General features: G+C 38.6%; 18 protein-coding genes and 1 riboswitch. Of the genes, 13 read left to right on the top strand and 5 right to left on the bottom strand.

Annotated elements, in window-relative coordinates:
* Nucleotides 1-2: 2 nt before the first annotated feature.
* Nucleotides 3-974, top strand: a complete 972-nt coding sequence (gene manA, locus IGL13_RS09795) for a mannose-6-phosphate isomerase, class I (protein WP_002359619.1) — start codon at nucleotides 3-5, stop codon at nucleotides 972-974.
* 55 nt (nucleotides 975-1,029) lie between these two features.
* On the opposite strand, the gene IGL13_RS09790 is transcribed toward manA, so the two are convergent.
* From IGL13_RS09790 to IGL13_RS09770, 5 genes are all read right to left on the bottom strand, one after another.
* Nucleotides 1,030-1,575 (bottom strand): ECF transporter S component, encoded by a 546-nt coding sequence (locus tag IGL13_RS09790; RefSeq protein ID WP_002359620.1) that lies wholly within the window; start codon nucleotides 1,573-1,575, stop codon nucleotides 1,030-1,032.
* Nucleotides 1,572-2,552: a nucleoside hydrolase gene (locus tag IGL13_RS09785; protein WP_002372239.1), complete on the bottom strand. Its 981-nt coding sequence runs from the start codon at nucleotides 2,550-2,552 to the stop codon at nucleotides 1,572-1,574. The genes IGL13_RS09790 and IGL13_RS09785 overlap by 4 nt, the downstream gene beginning before the upstream one ends.
* Nucleotides 2,553-2,629: 77 nt before the next feature.
* Nucleotides 2,630-2,674, bottom strand: a riboswitch (PreQ1 riboswitch).
* A 114-nt stretch (nucleotides 2,675-2,788) separates the two neighbouring features.
* A complete protein-coding gene (locus tag IGL13_RS09780; RefSeq protein WP_002356583.1) occupies nucleotides 2,789-3,481 on the bottom strand; it encodes a type 1 glutamine amidotransferase in 693 nt (230 codons plus the stop codon).
* Nucleotides 3,471-4,823: a Mur ligase family protein gene (locus IGL13_RS09775; protein ID WP_002378595.1), complete on the bottom strand. Its 1,353-nt coding sequence runs from the start codon at nucleotides 4,821-4,823 to the stop codon at nucleotides 3,471-3,473. Before IGL13_RS09775 ends, IGL13_RS09780 begins: the two co-directional genes overlap by 11 nt.
* 205 nt (nucleotides 4,824-5,028) lie before the next feature.
* Entirely contained in the window at nucleotides 5,029-5,667 is a 639-nt protein-coding gene (locus IGL13_RS09770) for a helix-turn-helix transcriptional regulator (RefSeq protein ID WP_002381503.1), read from the bottom strand.
* 403 nt (nucleotides 5,668-6,070) lie between these two features.
* On the opposite strand from IGL13_RS09770, the gene ssnA reads away from it, so the two are divergent.
* The 12 genes from ssnA to xdh all read left to right on the top strand — a co-directional run bounded on the left by ssnA (nucleotide 6,071) and on the right by xdh (nucleotide 22,753).
* Entirely contained in the window at nucleotides 6,071-7,405 is a 1,335-nt protein-coding gene (gene ssnA, locus IGL13_RS09765) for a putative aminohydrolase SsnA (RefSeq protein ID WP_002359625.1), read from the top strand.
* Nucleotides 7,406-7,435: 30 nt separating this feature from the next.
* Nucleotides 7,436-10,441, top strand: a complete 3,006-nt coding sequence (gene ygfK / locus IGL13_RS09760; protein ID WP_002378594.1) for a putative selenate reductase subunit YgfK — start codon at nucleotides 7,436-7,438, stop codon at nucleotides 10,439-10,441.
* A 29-nt stretch (nucleotides 10,442-10,470) separates the two neighbouring features.
* Nucleotides 10,471-11,844 (top strand): dihydropyrimidinase, encoded by a 1,374-nt coding sequence (gene hydA / locus IGL13_RS09755; protein ID WP_002365023.1) that lies wholly within the window; start codon nucleotides 10,471-10,473, stop codon nucleotides 11,842-11,844.
* A gap of 23 nt (nucleotides 11,845-11,867) precedes the next feature.
* The gene (dpaL, locus tag IGL13_RS09750) at nucleotides 11,868-13,061 is read left to right on the top strand and encodes a diaminopropionate ammonia-lyase (RefSeq protein WP_002356589.1); all 1,194 of its coding nucleotides are present in this window, start codon (nucleotides 11,868-11,870) and stop codon (nucleotides 13,059-13,061) included.
* Nucleotides 13,052-14,377 (top strand): YgeY family selenium metabolism-linked hydrolase, encoded by a 1,326-nt coding sequence (locus tag IGL13_RS09745; protein ID WP_002362247.1) that lies wholly within the window; start codon nucleotides 13,052-13,054, stop codon nucleotides 14,375-14,377. Before dpaL ends, IGL13_RS09745 begins: the two co-directional genes overlap by 10 nt.
* A 38-nt stretch (nucleotides 14,378-14,415) precedes the next feature.
* Nucleotides 14,416-15,609, top strand: a complete 1,194-nt coding sequence (ygeW, locus tag IGL13_RS09740; RefSeq protein WP_002359643.1) for a knotted carbamoyltransferase YgeW — start codon at nucleotides 14,416-14,418, stop codon at nucleotides 15,607-15,609.
* 240 nt (nucleotides 15,610-15,849) lie between these two features.
* Nucleotides 15,850-16,794 carry a carbamate kinase gene (arcC, locus tag IGL13_RS09735; protein ID WP_002362589.1) on the top strand — a complete coding sequence of 315 codons (945 nt, stop codon included), beginning with the start codon at nucleotides 15,850-15,852 and terminating at the stop codon, nucleotides 16,792-16,794.
* Between the two features lie 14 nt (nucleotides 16,795-16,808).
* Nucleotides 16,809-17,189 (top strand): RidA family protein, encoded by a 381-nt coding sequence (locus IGL13_RS09730; protein WP_002362244.1) that lies wholly within the window; start codon nucleotides 16,809-16,811, stop codon nucleotides 17,187-17,189.
* A 93-nt stretch (nucleotides 17,190-17,282) separates the two neighbouring features.
* A complete protein-coding gene (locus IGL13_RS09725; RefSeq protein WP_002356594.1) occupies nucleotides 17,283-18,602 on the top strand; it encodes a nucleobase:cation symporter-2 family protein in 1,320 nt (439 codons plus the stop codon).
* A gap of 93 nt (nucleotides 18,603-18,695) precedes the next feature.
* Nucleotides 18,696-19,055, top strand: a complete 360-nt coding sequence (locus IGL13_RS09720) for a winged helix-turn-helix domain-containing protein (RefSeq protein ID WP_002356595.1) — start codon at nucleotides 18,696-18,698, stop codon at nucleotides 19,053-19,055.
* Nucleotides 19,052-20,059 (top strand): XdhC family protein, encoded by a 1,008-nt coding sequence (locus IGL13_RS09715; protein ID WP_002378593.1) that lies wholly within the window; start codon nucleotides 19,052-19,054, stop codon nucleotides 20,057-20,059. The genes IGL13_RS09720 and IGL13_RS09715 overlap by 4 nt, the downstream gene beginning before the upstream one ends.
* 120 nt (nucleotides 20,060-20,179) lie before the next feature.
* Nucleotides 20,180-22,753, top strand: coding sequence for a selenium-dependent xanthine dehydrogenase (gene xdh / locus IGL13_RS09710; protein WP_430604586.1), 2,574 nt, complete (start codon nucleotides 20,180-20,182; stop codon nucleotides 22,751-22,753).
* Nucleotides 22,754-22,755 lie beyond the last annotated feature (2 nt).

The following is a 22,755-nucleotide window of genomic DNA, read 5'->3' as shown; positions in this document are numbered from 1 at the left end:
CAATGCAAGAACCATTATTTTTACAACCTGTTTTTCAAGAAAAAATTTGGGGCGGCAATCGTCTACACACGCTATTTGGTTTCGATTTACCGAGCGATAAAATTGGTGAAGATTGGGCAATCAGTGCACATCCACATGGCGTTAGTACTGTTTTAAATGGCGAATTTAAAGGAAAAAAATTAGATGAATTGTGGGCAGACCATCAAGAGTTATTCGGCCATGCAGGTGGCGCTGTCTTTCCATTATTAACGAAAATTTTAGATGCTGAAGATGATTTATCCGTGCAAGTTCATCCTGATGATGCATATGGCCAAAAACATGAAGGCGAGCTAGGCAAAACTGAATGTTGGTACATTATTGATGCAGAACCTGGCGCTGAAATCATTTATGGACATCACGCGAAAACAAAAGAAGAACTTGCAGAAATGATTGAAGAAGGTCGTTGGGACGATCTTTTAAGAAAAGTACCAGTGAAAAAAGGCGATTTTTATTATGTACCAAGCGGCACTATTCATGCCATCGGCTCGGGTATTTTAATTTTAGAAACGCAACAAAGCAGTGATACTACGTATCGGGTTTATGATTATGATCGAACAGATGATCAAGGAAAGACCCGGGAATTGCATATTCAACAATCCATTGATGTGACAACCGTTCCGGCGAAGGATCCTGACCTCTCTATTCAACAAGAAAATCAAGGACAATCAAGCATTGTTACTTATGTAAAAACAGATTTCTTTAATGTCTATGAGTGGCGTGTCAGTGGGATTCTAAAAGTCAAAAAACAAGCACCTTATACATTAGCAACAGTTATTGAAGGTGTGGGTCGATTGATTACAGAAGATGCTACAAAAGCAGATGTGGCTACTTTTGATTTGAAAAAAGGCGATAGCTTTATCTTTCCAACAGATATTCCGAGCTGGCGTTTTGAAGGTGATTTAACGATTATAGCTTCAGAACCTGGCAGTCGCTAAAAAAATGAGGAGATCATCAACAGATGATTTCCTCATTTTTTGGCATTAAAACAGTTTATTTTGTTATAAAGGAACGTTTAGGTAAGGCAGCGATAACAGCTGTGACGATGATGACTGATAGCAGACGATCCCCGTAATCTGTTATCAATTGAACCAACAGGACGCTTGCTAACTGATTTAAGCCTAAACCATATAAAAATTGGACAATTATGCTAGAGCCAGCAGAAGTAATTCCACCAAATAAACAAACTGTGATTAAGGAAGAAATCACTGTTCCTGGTATCGTTAACCACAACGTTTTAAATGGTAATTTGGTTACTTTTAACTGCTGATGAAGGAGCAAACCTGCTAAAATTCCTGTGCAGAGTTGGACAGGTGAATAATACAGAGAAAAGATATCCGTTGTCAATCCAGTTAGTAGACTTGTTAAAATACCTGTCAGTGCGCCAAAGAGTGGGCCTAATAACGCACCTGTAAAAATAGTTCCCGCACTATCAAGATAAATTGGTAAACGAAGGAGTAACGCAATGGTACTGCCAAGGTAATTTAAAGCAACACTAAAAGCGATAATTGTAATGATTCGTGGTGTTATTTTTTTCATGGTTGTCCCATCCTTAAATTTTTGAAATCTCTTTCGATCTCATCTATTTGTACATTTAAAAGAATGGATAGAAACTTCACGAAAAACTGTTGACTATCAACCGTAGTCAAGACATGACAATTAGCTGGTTGCTGCTGGAAATGATATTGATCGATCATTGATTGCCCCATAGCAATGCCGTCAGGAACAATTTGTCCGTAACTGGAAAAGCCTTGGCAGAGCGTAGGATCAATAAAATAAGCAACCGCTAAGGGATCGTTGATAACACACCCTAAAATACGTTCATATTTCCAATGAAAATCAAAATAAAATTGAGTAATCTCAGCGAGGTAATTCCCCATTTTGGGGTTGAGTCGTTGACAATAATTGAGAATTGTTGGTGTAAAAACAATTTCTCGTGTGACATCTAAGCCGACCATCTCGATTTTTGCACCTAATTCCTCAAAAACCCAAGCTGCTGCATCAGGATCACACCAATAATTAAATTCTGCAACAGGAGAGCAATTGCCGTGGCTTTTAAAGGTACCACCCATTGAGACAAAACGTTGAAGATTTCGCCCCAGAAGAGGTTCTTTTTTTAAAGCCAAAGCAATATTTGTTAAAGGACCAAGGGCAATGATTGAGCAATCGGTAGCTTGTTGAAAGGTTTGTGCTAAATAGTCAGCAGCGGAAAGTGCTTGTGCTTGAATTTTGCTAGTTCTGGGGAAATATGTTTCACCTAAACCATCCATGCCATGTGTATCTTGTGCACTAACAAATGGCCGTTTTAAAGGGCTAGCAGCCCCTTGGTAGACAGGAATATCTAAGCGATTAACTTTTTCCAAACATTTAAAAACATTTTCCACGCCAATCTCCACAGGGACGTTTCCGCAAACAACTGTAATCGCTTGGACATCTAGCTCTGGTGAAGCAAGTGCATACAAGAGAGCAAGCGTGTCATCAATTCCAGGATCACAATCAATAATTACTTTTTGCATTTTTTCCAATCCTCCTTTTTCGTTAACTGCAAATGATAACTCTTGTTAAAAAAGCTATGACTTGAGTTAGTATTGAGAGATACTTAGTTTTTTATTCTGGGAAGTTTCCGAACCAGTCCGAGAAATTCTCGATTTTAAATGCACCTCTTTATCTTACTATATTTTGTAAAGATGTAAATAGTTGTCGGAGAAATGAAAAAGAATCTAGTCCTATATGTAGGAACTAGATTCTTCTTTTATTTATAAAGCGTTTCAGGAATAGCGATCGGTTCACCATATTTTTTCTCTAAAGCGGTCCGAATTAACCGAATCCCTAGATTTTTGTTGCGTGCTAAGATTGGACCGTGGAAGTAGGAGCCAAACACATTTTTATAGACAACGCCTTCGCCATTATCTTGACCGTTATTGCCTTTGCCTTGTTTGACTGTTCCTAAAGGTCGTTCACCTTCGCCTAAAAAAGTCATGCCATTATGATTCTCAAAACCATAATACGTTTCGTCGAATTCTTCATTATAAATTTCGATATCACCAATGAAACGATTGTTGTCTTGGCTCAAAGTGTAATGATCTAATGCACCGATTCCTTTAATTTTTTCGCCTTGTGCGCCGACATAGTAATGTCCTAGAAGTTGATAACCACCACAGATAGCTAACAAGACGCCGTCATTTTCAATATAAGAAGTCAAAGCTTCTTTTTTATTCTGAATGTCTTCTGAGATGATCAGTTGCTCAAAGTCTTGACCGCCACCAACAAAGACTAAATCATATTTTTCGGGATCAAACGGTTCGTAGATACTAATAATTTCTGATCGGAAGGTAACGCCCATTTTTTCGGTTAAATATTTAAGCATCAATAAATTTCCGTTATCTCCGTAAGTATTTAATAAGTTGCCATATAAATGACAAACGACTAATTCTTTAGACACCATTCATTCCCCCTTGAATATACCCTTGGGCTGTTAATGATTTTCTTAATTGCAAAACAGCAGTATAGGTTGCCAAAATATAGACATGATCTGTCGGCAACGTTTTAATTTCTGAAATTACTTGCTCTAAATCAGCAATTTCTAGTAATTTTTCTTCAGGAATACCCGCAACTTTTAAACGCAAGGCCATATCTTCATGGCGATCACCGCCAGCAATTACTTTTGGAATGTCCATATCAGCAAAGGCTTCATGATTACCATCCCAAATCCAACTGACATCAATTCCATCTGCATAATTGGCATTTAATAATGAAACCAGCGAGAAAGAGTAAGGGGCTAAGCCCATCATATCAATGACCTGATTTAAACCAACGGGATTTTTTACTAAAACTAACGTACATTCTTTATCGCTAACTTTAATGGTTTCTTGACGCCCAAAAACTTTTTCATCATAAGCTAAACCTGCTCGGATTTTATCTGGTGCCACCTGATAATATTCTGCTACCGCTGTGGCCGCTAGCGCATTATAAACATTATACATCCCACCAACAGCAATGCCGTATTCTTCGCCATCAATCACAAAATCAGCAGATGTATTATCCATCCGGACCATTTCCGTTAACTGCACATCCAATTCAGGGCGTTTGAAGCCACAATTTGGGCAATAGTAATCACCTAAATTAGCATACGTAATCATTTTATAATGAAGAATATGATTACATTTTGGACATAAAACCCCATCTGTATTGTAATGAGCCAATTGCTCTTTCGGTGGTAAATGATTAAATCCATAGTATTTGCGAGGATTTACAGTTTCTTTTGAATTAAAAATTGGCGAATCACCATTGCACAAAATAGTTGCTTCAGGAGCAGCAGCGGCGCCTTCCATAATTAAGCGATACGTCGTATAAATTTCACCATAGCGATCCATTTGGTCGCGGAAAATATTCGTAAAAACAAATAATTTTGGTTGAATATATTTAGTGACACGGCTTAAACTTGCTTCATCAATTTCTAACACCGCAAATTTCTTTTGTCCTTTTTTCGCCTTGGCATTTAAAAAAGTAGAGACAATTCCTTGCTCCATGTTAGCACCCGTTGGATTTGTTAATACCTCATCAAATTCTTGGCGTAAAATGTTAACAGTTAAAGCAGTTGTCAATGTTTTGCCGTTCGTTCCAGTGACTACGACAATTTCATAGTCTTTTGCCAATGTATCTAAAATTTTAGGATCGATTTTTAGGGCTAATTTCCCTGGGTAGCTACTGCCGCCTTTAAAAAATGTTTGTAAAACCCATTGCGAAGTTTTTCCTGCAGCAATTGCTAAATGACTTCGAATCCCCATTTGTTGTCCCCCAATTTCTATATCTTTAATTTTTCGTTATTTTAAATTAAACTCAATCTATCATACCATAACTAAAATAAAAAATTAATTCCTTTTACTTTTTCTTACTATTATTTAAAAAGTCTTTTAGAAAAAGTAGAATAGTGAAGGAAAAAAGAGAATAGACGACTTGTCTTAACAACAAATCGTCCATCGATTTCCATTTTTATTTCGCATCAATATAACTGTATAGCGTATATTTAGAAATATTGAAGAAGTTAGAAACTTTGTCCCCAGATTTAGTGACTAAGAAGGCGCCTTTATTGTTTAAAAATTGAATACACTTGATTTTATCGTCCTTCGTCATTAATGGGACCGGCTTACCAACTAATTTGACTGATTCATGAATTAAATCGTCTAACAACTCATTAACATCCTGAGGAATGTAATCAGGGTCTTTATCTTCTTCAGGTTCTGCAGTGGAAATCAAAGATTTTAAGTTTGACTCTGCAGCAATCAATGTAGTGATGTCGTAGTTAATAGCAAAAATACCATCGAGTTGACCATTCTCATCTTTAAAATACATTGTACTAGATTTTAAAATACGACCATCATGGGTACGGGTTAGATAGTTAATATGATCATTCAACTCACTAGGGTCTTTTTTTAAGGCTTCTAAGACTACTTGAGAAGGTCCATCGCCCAGATGACGAGAAGAGACATGACCATTTTCAATGGAAACAATAGAGTTGTTAATATTGTCTTCATTGATTTGGTGGATAACGACTTCGCAGTTTTCCCCAAATTGACCAGCTAAACCTTTAGCAATTTGTGTTAAAAAAGTAAGTTTTTCGTCGGATAACATAAATAAGCTCCTTTCTAATGTGCCTGGCACAAACAGTTTTTATAAGATTGTGTCAAATTTAACATAATATTTTTAAATGGAATAGGCAGGGCTAAATCCTTTAATGTCGCGTACTACCTGTTCTGAAAAATAATGATAGCATGATAAAAATAATAATACAAGATAACGGCTGTCAAAATTCTAAAAAATATTTTTTAGGTAGCATTGTTTTTTTTAAGGTAAGGTGATATACTTTAATCAAGTTAATGAGTTCGTTAGTAAAAAAATGCAAGCGCTTCAAATGCTTTTCGTAGGAAATATAGATTAGAAAAGCTAGACAAGCTATATTCGTGAATGATTGAGCGATTGATTTGTAAGCGTTTGCTAAATGTGGGGAATAGGTTGGAAAATAGGAGGAGAATACATGTTATTAATTGGAAATGGGCGTTTAATCACTCGGGATGCGCAGAATCATTTTTTTGAAAATGGGTGTGTGGCGATTGATGGTCAAGTTGTGAAACAAGTCGGAACAACAGAAGAATTAAAACAAGCTTATCCAGAAGCGACATTTATTGATGCTAAAGGTGGAGTGATTATGCCAGGCTTTATTAACATGCACAATCATATTTATAGTACCTTTGCACGTGGGTTAAGTTTAACGAATTATCATCCTAAAAATTTCATGGATATTTTGGTAGATCAATGGTGGCGAATTGATCGTGCCTTGACATTAGAAGACACTTATCAAAGTGGTAAGGTTGCTTATTTAGATAGTATTCGCAACGGCGTTACAACTGTCTTTGATCATCATGCTAGTTACGGAGAAATTACAGGGAGTTTAACCCAATTATCTAATGCAGCGGACGAGTTAGGGATTCGGACCTGCCTTTGTTATGAAGTTTCTGATCGCGATGGTGAGCAGAAAATGCGGGAAGCAGTTCAAGAAAATGCCGCCTTTATTAAAGCCAGTTCCTTAAGAAATGATGATATGCAAAAAGCGATGATGGGGATGCATGCAGCATTTACTTTATCAGATGCTTCTTTAGAATTATGTGCAGCCAATACGCCAGATGGGATTGGTTATCATATTCATATTGCAGAGGATTTAGCCGATGTTCATGATTCTTTGAAAAAATATGGGAAGCCGATTGTGAACCGATTATTTGATTTAGGGATTTTAGGAAAACAGACAATGGCAGGCCATTGCATCCATATTGGACCTCATGAGATGGAATTACTAAGAGATACAGACACAATGGTGGTCACGAATCCAGAGTCGAATATGGGGAATGCGGTCGGTTGCCCACCTGCGATGCGCATGTTTAATGAGTATGGTATTTTGATGGGTCTTGGCACAGATGGTTATACGAATGATGTGACGGAATCCTATAAGGTAGGAAATGTTATCCACAAACATCATTTAGCTGATCCAAATGCGGCTTGGGCAGAAATTCCCACAATGCTGTTTGATAATAATCCGCAAATGGCTAATCGCTATTTTAAAACAAAGCTAGGCGTTTTAGAACCTAATGCAGCAGCAGACGTCATTATTGTTGATTATCATGGCCCGACACCAATGACAAAAGAGAATTATAACATGCACATTTTATTCGGCATGAATGGTGGGATGGTCACTGACACGGTGATTAATGGAGAAATTCGGATGCGTAATCGTGAAGTTCAAGGAATTGATGAAGAGAAAGTTTGGCATGATGCGCAAACGCAAGCACAATCTTTCTGGAAACGAGTAAATCAATAGCTTTCATTATAAATAAAAGGAGTGACGTTAATGAGTGATATTATGCATCCCATCTCAATTGAGGCTTTATTAAATTGGATTTTTAGTGAGTATCAACAAGATGGCACAATTTTTGGCATTCGTAAATTTTATCATGCGGATCCTACAAAAACGATTTCGTTATTTGGAGAAAAAATGGAAACCCCTTGTGGTCCAGCAGCAGGTCCTCATACACAATTAGCACAAAATATTATTGCGGCCTATTTAACAGGTTCTCGTTTTTTTGAAGTTAAGACAGTCCAGATACTGGATGGAGAAGATTTACCTGTGAGTAAACCATGTATCGCAGCAGCAGATGAATGTTACAACGTTGAGTGGTCCACAGAATTGCGCGTTCCCCAAGCTTATGATGAATACGTCAAAGCATGGTTCGTTTTGAAGTTACTTAGTAAAGAGTTCGAGCTAGGTGACCCGAATGGTTTCATTTTTAATATGAGTGTTGGCTATGATTTGGCAGGGATTCAATCACCAAAAATTGATCGTTATATTAACGAAATGCAGAACGCAGAAGGAACGCCGATTTGGGCGGAATGCCAAGCAGCTGCCAAAAAATATCTATCTTATTTTAAAAAAGTAGATGACTTATATATCGAAGCAATTAGTCCTAAAGTCTGTCATTCTATTACGCTGTCGACTTTACACGGTTGTCCATCAGACGAAATTGAACGAATTGCGGCCTATTTATTAAGTGAAAAAGGGCTCCATTCTTTTATTAAATGTAATCCAACCATGTTAGGTTATGAATATGCGCGTCAAACGATGGATGAGCTAGGGTTTGATTATATGGTTTTTGACGATCACCATTTTAAAGAAGATTTACAATTTGAAGAAGCAGTACCGATGTTACAACGTCTGCAATTATTAGCTAATAGTAAAAATCTAAGCTTCGGAGTTAAAATTACGAACACTTTCCCAGTAACGATTGCAGCAAATGAATTACCTGGTGATGAAATGTACATGTCAGGACGTTCGCTATTTCCTCTTAGTATTTCATTGGCACAAAAATTATCAGAAGCATTTGATGGGAAACTACAAATTTCTTATTCTGGCGGTGCAGATATTTTCAATAGTAAAGAAATATTTGATGCTGGGATTTGGCCAATCACTATGGCAACGACGCTATTGAAACCTGGTGGCTATCAACGAATGAATCAAGTTGCTAATGTATTAAGCGCAGCAGAATATCCTCAGATGGTTCATGTCAACTTGGATAAATTAGCCCAAGTTGTTGAGAAAGCTAAAACACAAGCGCGTTACCAAAAATCAATTAAATTACCAGAAAGTACCAAACTAAGAAAAACAGTTCCGTTAACAGATTGTTATATTGCTCCTTGTCGAAGTGACGGTGGTTGTCCAATCAATCAGGATATTCCTGCTTACCTTCGTTATGTAAGTGAAGGTAATTATTTAAAGGCCTTGCAAGTAATTGTCGATAAAAATCCATTGCCTTTTATTACTGGAACCATTTGTGCACATCCTTGTATGACTAAATGTACACGTCAATTTTATGAAGAATCTATTCATATTCGGGAAGTGAAGTTAGAAGCAGCTGAACATGCTTATGATGAATTATTGACGACACTAGAAAAGCCACAGCCAAAAGAAAATGCACCTAAAACAGCTGTTGTGGGTGGAGGTCCTGCAGGGATCTCTGCTGGGTATTTATTAGCACGTGAAGGCATGCCTGTTACTGTGTTTGAAAAATCCAAGACAATTGGGGGCGTTTGTAGCCAGATTGTACCAGAATTTCGAATTTCTATGGAATCTGTTCAAAAAGACGTTCAGTTAGCGGAATTTATGGGAGCTGAATTCCTTACAGGACAAGAGGCGCCATCATTGGCGGAATTGAAAAACCAAGGCTATACGAATGTTATTTATGCCATTGGTGCATGGAAACATGGGGTCCTTCGTTTAGAATCTGGTCGGGCATTGAACTCGTTAGAATTTTTAAAAGCAAACCGAGAAAATCCAACGATTAATCCTTACGGAGAACAGATTGTCGTCGTTGGTGGCGGAAATACAGCTATGGACTGTGCTCGTGCAGCCACAACATTACCTGGTGTTAAAAAAGTCTCAGTGGTTTATCGTCGGAATAAACGCAATATGCCAGCAGATGAAGAAGAACTTTATTTAGCCTTAGAAGATGGCGTTGACTTTTTAGAATTACTTTCGCCAATTAAACATGAAAATCAACAATTAACTTGTGAAAAAATGGTCCTAGGTGAACGAGATGCTTCTGGACGCCGTCGTCCGATTGGTACAGGAGAAATGATTGATATTCCTGCTGATACAGTGATTGCCGCTGTTGGTGAAAAAGTAGATACAGAATTTTACCAAGCATTAGGCATTCACACAGACAACTATGGGAAAGTCGTTTCAAATCAAGAAACATTGGAAACAAATATACCAGGCGTCTATGTCATTGGTGACGCTAATTTAGGACCAGCCACAATTGTTGAAGCAATCGCTGATGCAACCAAAGCGGCCAATAATATTTGTCTTGTCCACAATCATCACTATGAAAAAGATAATTTAAATAGTGATGTCGCATTTGTTAGAAACAAACGGGGTATCCTTGTGACAGACGAGATGTCTTGTAGTCAAGCTAGTCGTTGCTTAGAATGCTCCACAATTTGTGAATCTTGTATGGATGTCTGTCCAAACCGAGCAAATATTGTTGTGTACGTCGAAGGAAAACCACAAATTGTTCATGTTGATCGGATGTGTAACGAATGTGGCAACTGTGAAACATTTTGCCCTTATGCAAGTGCCCCTTACAAAGACAAATTTACCTTATTTAACAGTGAAGCTGATTTTTATGACAGTACTAATTCAGGTTTCTATGTTCAAAATCCTGTGGATAAAATTTGTTTACTGCGTCTATGGGGAACGGTGTCAACGATTCAATTAACAGATCAAGGATTAGATGTACCAGAAGATTTAATCGCATTAATGGTAACTATGATTGAAGAATATGCTTATTGTATGCAAGCATAAAAGGAAATTTACGACTGGGGGATAAATAAATGTCTATTCTGCTCAAAGGTGGAACCGTCGTATCTGCATATAATCGTCGTCAATTGGATATTCGAATTGACGGCGAGCAAATTGTAGAGATGGGGGCAAATTTACCAGTAGAAAATTCTCAGATTGAGGATGTTACGGGGTGTTATGTATTACCAGGCTTTATTGATGCGCATACGCATCTGGAATTAAATAATGGCAAAGGTTCGTTAAGTACGGCGGATAACTTTACCACTGGAAGCCAAGCGGCGGTGGCCAAAGGTACGACTACGGTTATTGATATGGCTACACCTAATAAAGGCGGCTCATTGAAAGACTGTTTAGCTACTTGGAATCAATTGGCTGAAGGCAAGAGTTCATGTGATTATACTTACCATATGTCCATGATTGAATGGAAACCAACGATAGCTGCTGAAATTCAGGAAATGATTGCTGCAGGTATTACTTCCTTCAAAATGTATATGGCTTATGATAATTTGCGGACCACAGATGCGGAAATTTTTGAAGCGATGAAGGAAATAAAAAAAGTTAATGGAATGTTAGGCGTTCATTGTGAAAATGGTGATTTAGTAGATGAATTAATCCAATCATATGTTTCTCAAGGAAAGCTAACCCCGCACTATCATCCGTTATCAAGACCGGCGGCTGTTGAAGCAGAAGCGGTAGCAAGATATTTGATGATAGCGGAAATGGCTGATTTGTCGGTTAACATTGTGCATTTAAGCACAAAACGATCATTAGAAGCGGTGGAACGGGCTCGTCAAAGAGGACAATCAGTTTATGTAGAAACTTGCCCTCAATATCTTTTACTAGATGATCACTTGTACGATGCGCCTAATTTTGAAGCAGCAAAATATGTCTGCTCACCGCCACTACGCAAACGAGAGGATCAACAGGCTTTGTGGCAAGGGATTAAAGAGGGGGCAATCAATACAATATCGACAGATCACTGCAGCTTTAATTTTCACGGACAAAAAACAGTTGGCAAAGATGATTTTAGTAAAATTCCCAATGGGATGCCAGGTGTTGAAACGAGACCAGAATTAATTTACACGGAAGGTGTGGCGAAGGGCCGAATCACCTTGGAAAAAATGGTTGCTTTGCTTTCTGAAAATATTGCTAAACAATTCTCGATGTATCCACAAAAAGGTGTGGTGCAAGAAGGCAGTGATGCCGATTTAGTTGTTTGGGATCCTAGAACAACCGGCGTGATTGCTGCGAGAACGCAGTTACAAAATGTCGACTATACGCCGTATGAAGGATTTGAAACACAAGGACAGGCTCGAATGGTTTATTTAAGAGGTCAAAAAGTTGCTGAAGCTGGGCAAGTCATCTTGGCAAATCAAGGAAAATTTGTTTTTCGTAAAGCAACTTAAAAATAGAAGGAGGAGAAGTATTTTTGGAAAAAATTAAATGGACAGCAAATGAAATGCCGAAGACGGAGGATAAGTACTTACCTCTGATGTCTAAAGAAAAAATTGAGAAAGCTTTGGCTTTTCACAAAAGTTTTCCACAGTATTCAGAAACACCATTAGCAGAATTGAATCATATGGCCGCTTATCTGGGGTTAAATGATTTCTTTGTTAAAGATGAATCTTATCGCTTTGGTTTAAATGCTTTTAAAGTCTTAGGTGGTTCTTTTGCCATGGCTAACTATATTGCCGAAAAATTAAAGAAAGATGTTTCGGAACTAACATATGATGAATTAACTTCTGATCAATTACGATCAGCTTTTGGACAAGCTACGTTTTTTACAGCAACTGATGGTAACCATGGACGAGGAGTCGCTTGGGCTGCGAATAAATTAGGCCAAAAATCAGTTGTACTCATGCCGAAGGGTTCAACACAGACGAGAAAAGAAAATATTGAAAAAGAAGGCGCAACCGTCACAATTGAAGAAGTTAATTACGATGAATGTGTACGAATGGCTAATAAAATGGCCGAAGAAACTGAAAACGGTGTCATGGTTCAAGACACCGCTTGGGACGGATATGAAAAAATTCCGACTTGGATTATGCAAGGATACGGAACGATGGCGTTAGAAGCCTCTCAACAATTAAGAAAATTTGGCTCTGAACGACCTAGTCATGTTTTTGTTCAAGCTGGTGTCGGCAGTTTAGCTGGGGCGGTGATTGGTTATTTTGCTAATGCTTTTCCAGAAAACCCACCGATTATGGTCGTAGTTGAGGCACAGGCGGCTGACTGTTTATATCAATCAGCAATTAAAAAAGACGGAGAAATTCGCTTTGTCGATGGTGATTTACAGACAATTATGGCTGGCCTAGCATGTGGAGAACCTAATACGATTTCTTTTGATATTCTAAAAAATCATACATCCTTCTTTGTTTCAGCACCAGATTGGGTTTCTGAAAAAGGAATGCGTATGTTGGGCGCGCCATTAAAAGGGGATCCGCAAGTTGTATCAGGCGAATCTGGGGCAGTAGCAATGGGCTTAGTAGCTACAGTGATGCAAGATCCCGACTATCAAGAATTACGTGAGGCATTGCAACTGGATGAGACGTCAAACGTTTTAATGTTTTCTACCGAAGGGGACACTGATCCAGACAATTATAAAAAAATTTTATGGAGGTAAAAGGAATGGATTTTAATGCAGTAAATGCAGCAGCAGAAGGTTACAGAGAAGATATGGTCAAATTTTTAAGAGACCTTGTCAAAATTCCAGGAGAAAGTGCAGAAGAAGGCAACAAAATTGCGCGAGCAAAAGCCGAAATGGAAAAATTAGGTTTCGATAAAATTGACATTGATCCTCAAGGGAATTTACTTGGTTATATGGGGTCTGGTGAAAAATTAATTGCTTTTGATGGGCACATGGATACTGTCGGAATTGGTGAAATGAGTAACTGGAAATTTGATCCTTACGATGGCTATGAAACAGAAACTGAGATCGGTGGTCGCGGTACGTCTGACCAAGAAGGCGGGATTGTTTCGGCTATTTATGGCGCTAAAATCATGAAAGATTTAGGTCTATTATCAGAAAAATACACTGCTTTAGTAACAGTTACTGTCCAAGAAGAAGACTGTGACGGTTTATGCTGGCAGTACATTATCAAAGAAGACGGTATCCGTCCAGAATTTGTTGTTTCAACAGAGCCAACAGATGGTGGGATTTATCGTGGTCAACGAGGCCGAATGGAAATTAAAGTTGACGTCAAAGGCGTTTCGTGTCATGGCTCAGCACCAGAACGTGGAGATAATGCCATTTACAAAATGGCGGATATCTTACAAGATGTTCGTGCCTTAAACAACAATGGAGATACAGAAAGCACAGCGATTCGTGGTTTAGTTCGTATGTTAGATCCTAAGTACAATCCAGAGTGGCAAGAAGCCCGTTTCTTAGGACGTGGTACGGTGACTGTTTCGCAAATTTTCCATTCTTCACCAAGTCGGTGTGCTGTTGCGGATGGCTGTACCGTTTCACTAGACCGTCGAATGACTGCTGGAGAAACTTGGGAAAGTTGTTTGGAAGAAATTCGCAATTTACCAGCTGTTAAAAAATATGGAGATGATGTGACGGTTTCAATGTACAACTATGATCGTCCTTCTTATACTGATTTAACTTATGAAATTGAATGTTATTTCCCAACGTGGGTCATTCCAGAAAATCATGATGTAACAAAAGCCTTGATGGAAACGCATAAAAATCTCTATGGAGAAACACGGAAAGGCTCTGTAGAAACAGTGGAAATGCGTGAAGAACGCCCATTGTTAGATAAGTGGACCTTCTCAACAAATGGCGTTTCAATTATGGGGCGTAATGGCATTCCTTGTATTGGTTTTGGGCCAGGGGCGGAAGCACAAGCACATGCACCAAATGAAAAAACTTGGAAAGATGATTTGGTTCGTTGTGCAGCCGTTTATGCGGCATTACCAACGGTCTATTGTGGTTAAGTAAAGGATTATTAGATAAGCAAAAAGGAGCAGATGGAATGGAAACGTTTAAAGAATATATTGAGAAATTAGATAAATTAGAATTTGAAAAAATGTACGAAAATGACTTTTTCCTAACTTGGGAAAAAACAAGAGATGAATTAGAAGCTGTTTTCACAGTTGCCGATACATTACGCTATTTAAGAGAAAATAATATTTCAACTAAAATCTTTGATAGTGGCTTGGGGATTTCTTTATTCCGAGACAACTCTACAAGAACACGTTTTAGTTTCGCTTCAGCGTGTAATCTTTTGGGCTTAGAAGTTCAAGATTTAGACGAAGGAAAAAGTCAAATTTCTCACGGAGAAACTGTTCGTGAGACAGCAAACATGATTTCTTTTATGGCTGATATCATTGGTATTCGTGATGACATGTACATTGGTAAAGGCAATGCTTACATGCACGAAGTATCAGAATCTGTCCAAGAAGGATATAAAGATGGGGTATTAGAACAACGCCCAACGTTAGTGAATTTACAATGTGATATTGACCATCCGACGCAAGCAATGGCGGATGCGTTGCATTTAATTCATGAATTTGGTGGTATTGAAAACCTGAAAGGGAAAAAAGTTGCCATGACTTGGGCGTATTCACCATCTTATGGAAAACCATTATCTGTTCCTCAAGGAATTGTTGGTCTAATGACCCGTTTAGGAATGGATGTCGTCTTAGCACATCCAGAAGGTTATGAAATTATGCCAGAAGTAGAAGAAGTTGCGAAGAAAAATGCAGCAGAATTTGGTGGAAACTTTACTAAAACGAATAGTATGGCAGAAGCATTCAAAGATGCGGATGTTGTTTATCCGAAAAGCTGGGCACCTTTTGCGGCAATGGAAAAGCGAACTGAATTATATGGCAATGGTGACCAAGCAGGAATTGATCAATTAGAACAAGAATTACTTTCTCAAAATAAAAAGCACAAAGATTGGGAATGTACAGAAGAATTGATGAAAACAACAAAAGACGGCAAAGCTTTGTATATGCATTGTCTACCAGCTGATATTACTGGTGTAAGTTGTGAAGAAGGTGAAGTGGAAGCTTCTGTTTTCGATCGTTATCGGGTCGAACTTTACAAAGAAGCTAGCTACAAACCGTATGTTATTGCGGCTATGATTTTCTTAAGTAAAGTAAAAAATCCGCAAAAAACCTTAACAGACTTAGCGGATAAAGCGACACCAAGAGAAGTAAAATAATGAATTTGGCATGAAGACAGATGCTTTTTCTTTACACAATGAATCATTAGAAGTTGCCTCTTCAACATGAACAAATAAGACCTTCCCAAGTCTATTCATGAATGTGTGATTGTCTCGAGTCAAGAACGCTTAGTCATGTGCGTTGACTTCATGCAACGACAACAGACAGTTAATACGAAAACTCGTTGTGAAAAAGAAAAAGCATCGTCCTTTTTATAAAACAGAAAATGAGGTGAAGCAATGGGCAAACGCGTCGTAGTAGCTTTAGGTGGCAATGCTTTAGGAAATAATTTGACGGAGCAGATGACTGCCGTAAAACAGACCTCCAAAGCGATTGCAGATTTGATTGAAGCAGGATATGAAGTTATTTTATCTCATGGCAATGGTCCTCAAGTGGGGATGATTCAATTAGCTATGGAAGAATTTTCCTTTAATAATCCACAATATCCAGTTGTTCCGTTATCCATGTGCGTAGCCATGAGTCAAAGTTACATTGGCTATGATTTAGAGAATGCGCTACAAGAAGAGTTGCGTCAGCGAAATATAAGTAAAGCCGTCACCACCATAGTCACTCAAGTGGTCGTGGATGAAAATGATCCGGCGTTCAAAAAACCAACGAAACCAATTGGCCGCTTCATGACAAAAGAAGAAGCAGAACAATTAGTCAAAGAAAAAAATATACAAGTGATGGAAGATGCTGGCCGTGGTTATCGCCAAGTCGTCGCTTCTCCTAAACCAAAAAATATTGTCGAACTTCTCACGATTCAAACATTGGTTGATGCTGGCCAAACAGTCATTGCTGGCGGCGGTGGTGGCATCCCAGTCATTCAAGAAGGGAACCGACTAAAAGGTGTCAATGCAGTCATCGACAAAGATTTTTGTAGTGAACGACTGGCTGAACAAGTGGATGCTGATCTGCTCGTGATTTTAACAGCAGTTGAAAAAGTTTGTATTAATTTTGGTAAAGAAAATCAAGAAGCCTTAGGGAATGTTTCAACAGAAAAAATGAAACAATATGCGCAAGAAGGTCAGTTTGCTCCAGGTTCAATGTTACCAAAAGTTGAAGCAGCGATTAAGTTTGCTGAATCTAAGCCAGGTCGAAAAACATTGATTACGTTATTAGAAAAAGCCAAAGAAGGATTATCTGGAAAAACAGGGACTTTAATTGAAAATAAAGAATCATAGAATGGAGGAAAACGATGACAAACAAAATGATTAATTCTGCACAGGCACCAGCTGCTGTAGGACCTTATTCACATTCTGTCTTAGCGGGAAATACGTTGTACATTTCTGGACAACTAGGATTAGATCCGCAATCGGGCGAAATGAAGACTACAGTGGAAGAACAAGCAAAACAAGCTTTTATCAATTTAGGTTCGATTTTAAAAGAGGTCGAGATGACCTATGATAATGTTGTGAAAACAACGGTGTTTTTACAACATATGTCTGATTTTAGCAAAATTAACGAAATCTATGGGAATTACTTTTCAGAAGTTTTGCCTGCACGTTCTTGTGTAGAAGTAGCCAAGTTGCCAAAAGATGGTTTATTTGAAATTGAAGCAGTTGCTGTCAAAGGATAATTTTTAAGATGTTTCTGAGGGAAAAAGGATTGCATTCTTTACTGATTAAGGGGAACAATCCTTTTAGAATAAAAAGAAGAAGGAAACGATCCTATGAATGAAAAAAAAGAGCAAGCATTATTTGAATATGATGCGAAACTATCAATTTCTGAAGCAATTCCGATGGGATTGCAACACGTTGTCGCAGCAGTAGTAGGGATTGTCACACCGGGAATCATGATTGCCAAAGTTTGCCAATTAAGTCCTAGTGATACGACTATTTTGATTCAAACATCATTGATTTTTTCAGCAGTTGCAACGTTAATTCAACTTTTCCCTATTTTTGGAAAAGTGGGTTCACGGTTACCAGTTATGATGGGGGCAAGTTTTGCGTATGTACCGATTTTGATGGCCATCGGAGCTGATTTTGGGATTGCAGCAATTTTTGGTTCCCAATTAGTTGGCAGTATTCTTGTTATTATTGTTGGTTTGTTCATTAAAAAAATCCGTGTGTTGTTTCCGCCTTTAGTAACGGGAACGGTTATTTTAAGTATTGGACTATCCCTGTTTCCAGTTGCGATTAAGTATATGGCAGGAGGAGCTGGTAGTGCTGATTTTGGTTCAGCCCGGAATTGGTTAGTTGCATTATTAACCTTTGCGATTGTCTTTTACTTCAATTATTTTGCAAAAGGATTTTTGAAGTTATCCGCAATTTTAAACGGAATGGTTATTGGCTATTTGATTTCTTTAGCTTTAGGGATGGTTAGTTTTGAGCCAGTTCAAAATGCTAAAATCGTTCAGGTAATTACCCCGTTTCACTTTGGACTGGATTTTCAATTGGTACCAATCTTTACGCTTGTGGTGATGTTTATTGTTGATGCTGTTCAAGCCATCGGTCAATTTACAGCAACAACGGTTGGGGCAATGGATCGGGATGCAACGGATGAAGAATTATCTGGCGGAATTATGGGGAGTGGTTTCACTAACTTTATTGGCAGTTTATTTGGATCAATCCCAGTGGCAACTTTTGGGCAAAATGTTGGTCTGGTTACGGTAACAAAAGTGATTAATAAATATGTTCTGGTTTTCGCTTCAGTTATATTATTAATTGCTGGTTTTGTTCCGAAAGTAGCTGCATTATTAACTACGATTCCTTACGCGGTAATTGGTGGTGCAACGATTTCAGTTTTTGCTTCTATTTCTATGACAGGTATTCGGATGATTGCTTCGCAGGAAATGACTCCTCGAAATACTGGGGTTGTCGGAACAGCTCTAGCATTTGGAATTGGTGTCACATTGTCTACTGGAAGCTTAGCTGGTTTTCCAACTTGGGTAACAACGATTTTCGGTAATTCGGAAGTTATCTTAACCACTTTGGTAGCAGTCCTTTTAAATGTCATTTTAAAACCAAAAAAGCGCGTAGCACTTGAGTGAAGATTGTTTTTTTTGATACGAAAGTGAGTAAGCTTTCGTATCCTTTTTCCCTTACGTTATCTATAAAAAAATGAACGAATAAAGGAGGAGAAGATGTTTACGTATTCCCTAAACTTAAAATTAAAAACAGATCGGAACTTTTTTGGTCCTGGCGTTGTCGAAGTTTTACAAAAAATTCAGCAAACTGGTTCACTAAACTTAGCGGCAAAAGAGATGAAAATGTCTTATAATAAGGCATGGCGGATTGTGCGGGTAGCTGAAGAAGAGCTATCTTTTCCATTAATTATCAAAAGTGTTGGTGGTTGTAATGGTGGCGGGTCAATTGTTACGGACCAAGGAAAAGAATTGATTGATCAATATCTTTTATTTGAGAAAAAAGTGTATCAACAGGTAGAGGCATGCTTTGAAGAAATATTTAAAGAACAGGATGTAGTATCGGAGGAACTGAAATGAGAGAAGTATTTCAGCGTTTGAAACAGGCAATATTGGAAAAGCAAGACACGATGTTATTAACGATTGGTACAAGTTCAGGATCTACACCACGAAGTCAAGGGGCTAGAATGCTGGTTTCCGCCGAAGGTAGAATAGCCGGAACTGTTGGTGGTGGGGCGGTTGAATTTCAGGCTGAACAAGTGGCAAAAAAGCTACTTATTGAGAAAGAAAATGCACAACGTCAATTTATTTTAGCACCGAATAATATTGCTGATTTAGGCATGGTCTGTGGCGGAAATGTCACGATTTTTTTCCATTATCTTTCATGGGAAACGCCATTTTTAAAAGAGTTGTGTGAGTCCATAGAAACGCATTTTCAAAATAATCAACAAGGTTGGTTAATGACTGAACTAGATCAAAACAATTTAGGAAAAGTATCCTTTTATAGTGAAACAGGCGAATTGATTGGTTCCACTTCTTGGGAGGGGGAATTAAGTTTGCTACCTAAAGGTATCCATTGTGTGCAAAAAGAGGAAACAACTTTTTTAACAGAAGCGATCCTCCAAGTAGGGAAAGTGTATATTTTTGGAAGTGGTCATGTCGCACGCGCATTGGTACCTATTTTAAACTATTTATCGTTTTATTGCGTTGTAGTGGACGATCGTCCAGAATTTTTGACGGCACAAGCTTTTCCACAAGCTGAAGAACTACGGGTGATTCCTTTAGAAAATTTAGCTGCGTTTATTGAAATAACGGCGGACGATTATGGTATAGTGATTACCAGAGGACACAATTTTGATTTCATCGTTGCCAAACAGTTATTGGAAACACCAGCCAAATATATTGGTGTGATGGGGAGCAAACACAAAATTGCTTCACAAGTTCGACGGTTAAAAGAGGTCGGTTATACAATGACTGAAATTGAAAGAATTTTCATGCCAATTGGCTTAGATATTGCAGCCGAAACACCAGAAGAGTTAGCGATTAGCATCGCGGGAGAATTAATTCAACAGCGCTATCAATAATGAGGACCTTTAAGTTAAATAAAAAAGTTTTTTTGCTAAAAAATAATTTTTAGAACGAAGATTTGTGGTATAATCTAGGTGATTGAACACTAAACTATATCAGAAATCGAGGTGCAAGAAATGTATTCAATTATTGTAAATGGTCAAAGTGAAACCTGTGAAACAAACAAAAAATTAATGGACTTTTTGCGGGAGGATCTGGGCCTAACTGGAACAAAAGATGGCTGTAACCAAGGCTCTTGCGGTGCATGTACGGTGTTAGTAAATGGAAAGGCTTCCAAAGCATGTTTGTTTACTCTAGAAAAATTAGCTGGTAAAGAAGTCACGACAATCGAAGGTTTAAGCCAACGGCAAAAAGATGTCTATGCCTATGCGTTTGCAAAAACGGGTGCAGTTCAGTGCGGGTATTGCATCCCTGGGATGGTTATTTCGGCACAAGGATTATTGAACAAGAAACCCGAACCCACAAAAGAAGACATTCAGAAAGCTATACGAGGAAACATTTGTCGTTGTACAGGATATGTGAAAATAATAGAAGCCATTCAGTTAGCTGCTAAAATGTTTTGTGAAGAAACGAGCATTCCAGAAGAACATTCAAATGGTAAATTAGGGGAAGACTTCCAACGGGTCGATGCAGTGGAGAAAACCTTAGGAACAGGGATTTATGTAGATGACATTGACATAGAAGGAATGCTTCATGCATCTGCTTTGCGGAGTGCCTATCCTCGCGCAAAAGTTCTATCAATCGATAGTACCCAAGCATTGGCGCATCCTGACTGTGTGGCTGTGTTCACAGCTAAAGACGTTCCAGGAAATAATAAAATTGGTCATTTAGAATTTATTTCCGATTGGGATGTAATGATTCCAGAAGGTGAAATAACACGGTATGTTGGGGATGCAGTGGCACTCGTTGTTTCAAAAAGAAAAGAAACCTTACCAGAGATAAAAAATTTAGTGGAAGTTGATTACGAAGAAATGATACCGCTTACTTCTTGTGAAGCTGCTTTAGCAGAAGGTGCACCAGCTATTCATGAAAAGGGCAATATCTTGTCTCATGAACACTTGGTACGTGGCAATGCAGAGGAAGTGTTAGCAAATTCTGCGTTTGTAGTGTCAGAACATTATTCCGTACCAATTAACGAACATGCCTTTATGGAACCCGAGTGTGCGATTGCACAGCCTGAAGGTGAGGGCATTTTACTCTTTAGTGCGGGTCAAAGTATCTATGATGAACAACGGGAAGTGGCTCGGATGTTAGGACTGGACAAGGAAAAAATTCATGTTCAATCAAAACTTGTTGGTGGCGGTTTTGGTGGGAAAGAAGACATGAGTGTTCAGCATCATGCATCCTTAGCCGCTTGGTTATTGAAGAAACCAGTAAAAGTACTGCTAAGCCGTGAAGAAAGTTTGATGGTTCATCCCAAACGCCATGGCATGGAAATGGACTTTACGACCGGCTGTGATGAAGAAGGCAATTTAACTGCAATGAAAGCAGTGATTTATGCGGATACTGGGGCCTATGCTTCTTTAGGAGGACCGGTATTGCAACGGGCTTGTACACATGCGGCAGGTCCCTACAAGTATCAAACGATTGATGTGGAAGGGTTTGCTGTATATACTAATAATCCGCCAGCAGGTGCATTTCGCGGATTTGGTGTTTGCCAAACGGCTTTTGCAATTGAAAGTAATTTAAACTTGTTAGCAGAAAAAGTCGGACTATCACCATGGGAAATACGCTTTAAAAATGCCGTCGCCCCAGGAGATACTTTACCGAATGGACAATTGGTCTCGAAAAATGCGGCGTTAAAAGAAGCCTTGTTAGCAGTTAAAGACGTCTATGAACAAGCGGAAGTTGCTGGAATTTCTAGTTTCTTTAAAAATAGTGGCGTGGGTGTGGGGCTACCTGATACAGGGCGTTGTATTATTTCTGTTGAAGAAGGAAAAATACATGTCCGCACAAGTGCTGCTTGTATCGGTCAAGGGATGGCAACCGTTACGACACAAATTGCCTGTGAAACATTAAATTTACCACCAGAAATGATTGTTGCGGAAGCACCTGATACGAGAAGAACGCCGAATTCAGGAACAACAACGGCTTCGAGGCAGTCACTCTTCACAGGAGAAGCTACTAGAAGAGCGGCAATGCAATTACGGTATGAACTTGATATGGGACGTGCTTTAAGCGATTTGGAAGGCGAAGAATTTTATGGGGAATATTCAGCGAAAACGGATCCGTTAATTAATGATAAAAAAAGTCCAGTTAGTCATGCTGGCTATGGTTATGCTGCTGAAGTAGCGATTCTAGATGACAAAGGAAAAGTAGCTAAATTTGTGGCTGCGTATGATATGGGGCAAGTGGTGAATCCACGAGCTGCTGAAGGTCAAATTGAAGGTGGGATTGCGATGGGCATGGGGTATGCTTTAACTGAAAAATTTGCCTTAGAAGAAGGCTATGTTAAAGCAAAATATGCAACGCTAGGATTAGTGAACGCCACTCAAGTACCACCAATCGAAACAAATTTGGTTCATGCTGACAATCTTCACGAAGGTTTAGCCTATGGAATTAAAGGCGTAGGTGAGTTAGCAACGATCCCTACCGCACCAGCTTTAGCAGGCGCATATTTTGCCTTGGATGGTCAGCTCCGACCAAGTCTGCCTTTAGAAAATACCCCTTATCAAAAGAAAAAAAGATAAAA

Source organism: Enterococcus sp. DIV1937, from assembly GCF_050535975.1.
GTDB classification, from domain to species: domain Bacteria; phylum Bacillota; class Bacilli; order Lactobacillales; family Enterococcaceae; genus Enterococcus; species Enterococcus faecalis.
Note: the sequence above shows the minus strand (reverse complement) of the source record. Positions and strands in the feature narration are given on the sequence as shown.

What these genes read in the sequence shown, in the direction of transcription:
- IGL13_RS09720 (WP_002356595.1), top strand. Translation starts at nt 18,696, where the DNA reads ATGTTTACGTATTCCCTAAACTTAAAATTAAAAACAGATCGGAACTTT.
- IGL13_RS09730 (WP_002362244.1), top strand. Translation starts at nt 16,809, where the DNA reads ATGACAAACAAAATGATTAATTCTGCACAGGCACCAGCTGCTGTAGGA.
- ygfK (WP_002378594.1), top strand. Translation starts at nt 7,436, where the DNA reads ATGAGTGATATTATGCATCCCATCTCAATTGAGGCTTTATTAAATTGG.
- IGL13_RS09785 (WP_002372239.1), bottom strand. Translation starts at nt 2,552, where the DNA reads ATGCAAAAAGTAATTATTGATTGTGATCCTGGAATTGATGACACGCTT.
- IGL13_RS09790 (WP_002359620.1), bottom strand. Translation starts at nt 1,575, where the DNA reads ATGAAAAAAATAACACCACGAATCATTACAATTATCGCTTTTAGTGTT.
- hydA (WP_002365023.1), top strand. Translation starts at nt 10,471, where the DNA reads ATGTCTATTCTGCTCAAAGGTGGAACCGTCGTATCTGCATATAATCGT.
- IGL13_RS09715 (WP_002378593.1), top strand. Translation starts at nt 19,052, where the DNA reads ATGAGAGAAGTATTTCAGCGTTTGAAACAGGCAATATTGGAAAAGCAA.
- ygeW (WP_002359643.1), top strand. Translation starts at nt 14,416, where the DNA reads ATGGAAACGTTTAAAGAATATATTGAGAAATTAGATAAATTAGAATTT.
- ssnA (WP_002359625.1), top strand. Translation starts at nt 6,071, where the DNA reads ATGTTATTAATTGGAAATGGGCGTTTAATCACTCGGGATGCGCAGAAT.
- xdh (WP_430604586.1), top strand. Translation starts at nt 20,180, where the DNA reads ATGTATTCAATTATTGTAAATGGTCAAAGTGAAACCTGTGAAACAAAC.
- IGL13_RS09745 (WP_002362247.1), top strand. Translation starts at nt 13,052, where the DNA reads ATGGAGGTAAAAGGAATGGATTTTAATGCAGTAAATGCAGCAGCAGAA.
- IGL13_RS09780 (WP_002356583.1), bottom strand. Translation starts at nt 3,481, where the DNA reads ATGGTGTCTAAAGAATTAGTCGTTTGTCATTTATATGGCAACTTATTA.
- manA (WP_002359619.1), top strand. Translation starts at nt 3, where the DNA reads ATGCAAGAACCATTATTTTTACAACCTGTTTTTCAAGAAAAAATTTGG.
- IGL13_RS09770 (WP_002381503.1), bottom strand. Translation starts at nt 5,667, where the DNA reads ATGTTATCCGACGAAAAACTTACTTTTTTAACACAAATTGCTAAAGGT.
- IGL13_RS09725 (WP_002356594.1), top strand. Translation starts at nt 17,283, where the DNA reads ATGAATGAAAAAAAAGAGCAAGCATTATTTGAATATGATGCGAAACTA.
- arcC (WP_002362589.1), top strand. Translation starts at nt 15,850, where the DNA reads ATGGGCAAACGCGTCGTAGTAGCTTTAGGTGGCAATGCTTTAGGAAAT.
- IGL13_RS09775 (WP_002378595.1), bottom strand. Translation starts at nt 4,823, where the DNA reads ATGGGGATTCGAAGTCATTTAGCAATTGCTGCAGGAAAAACTTCGCAA.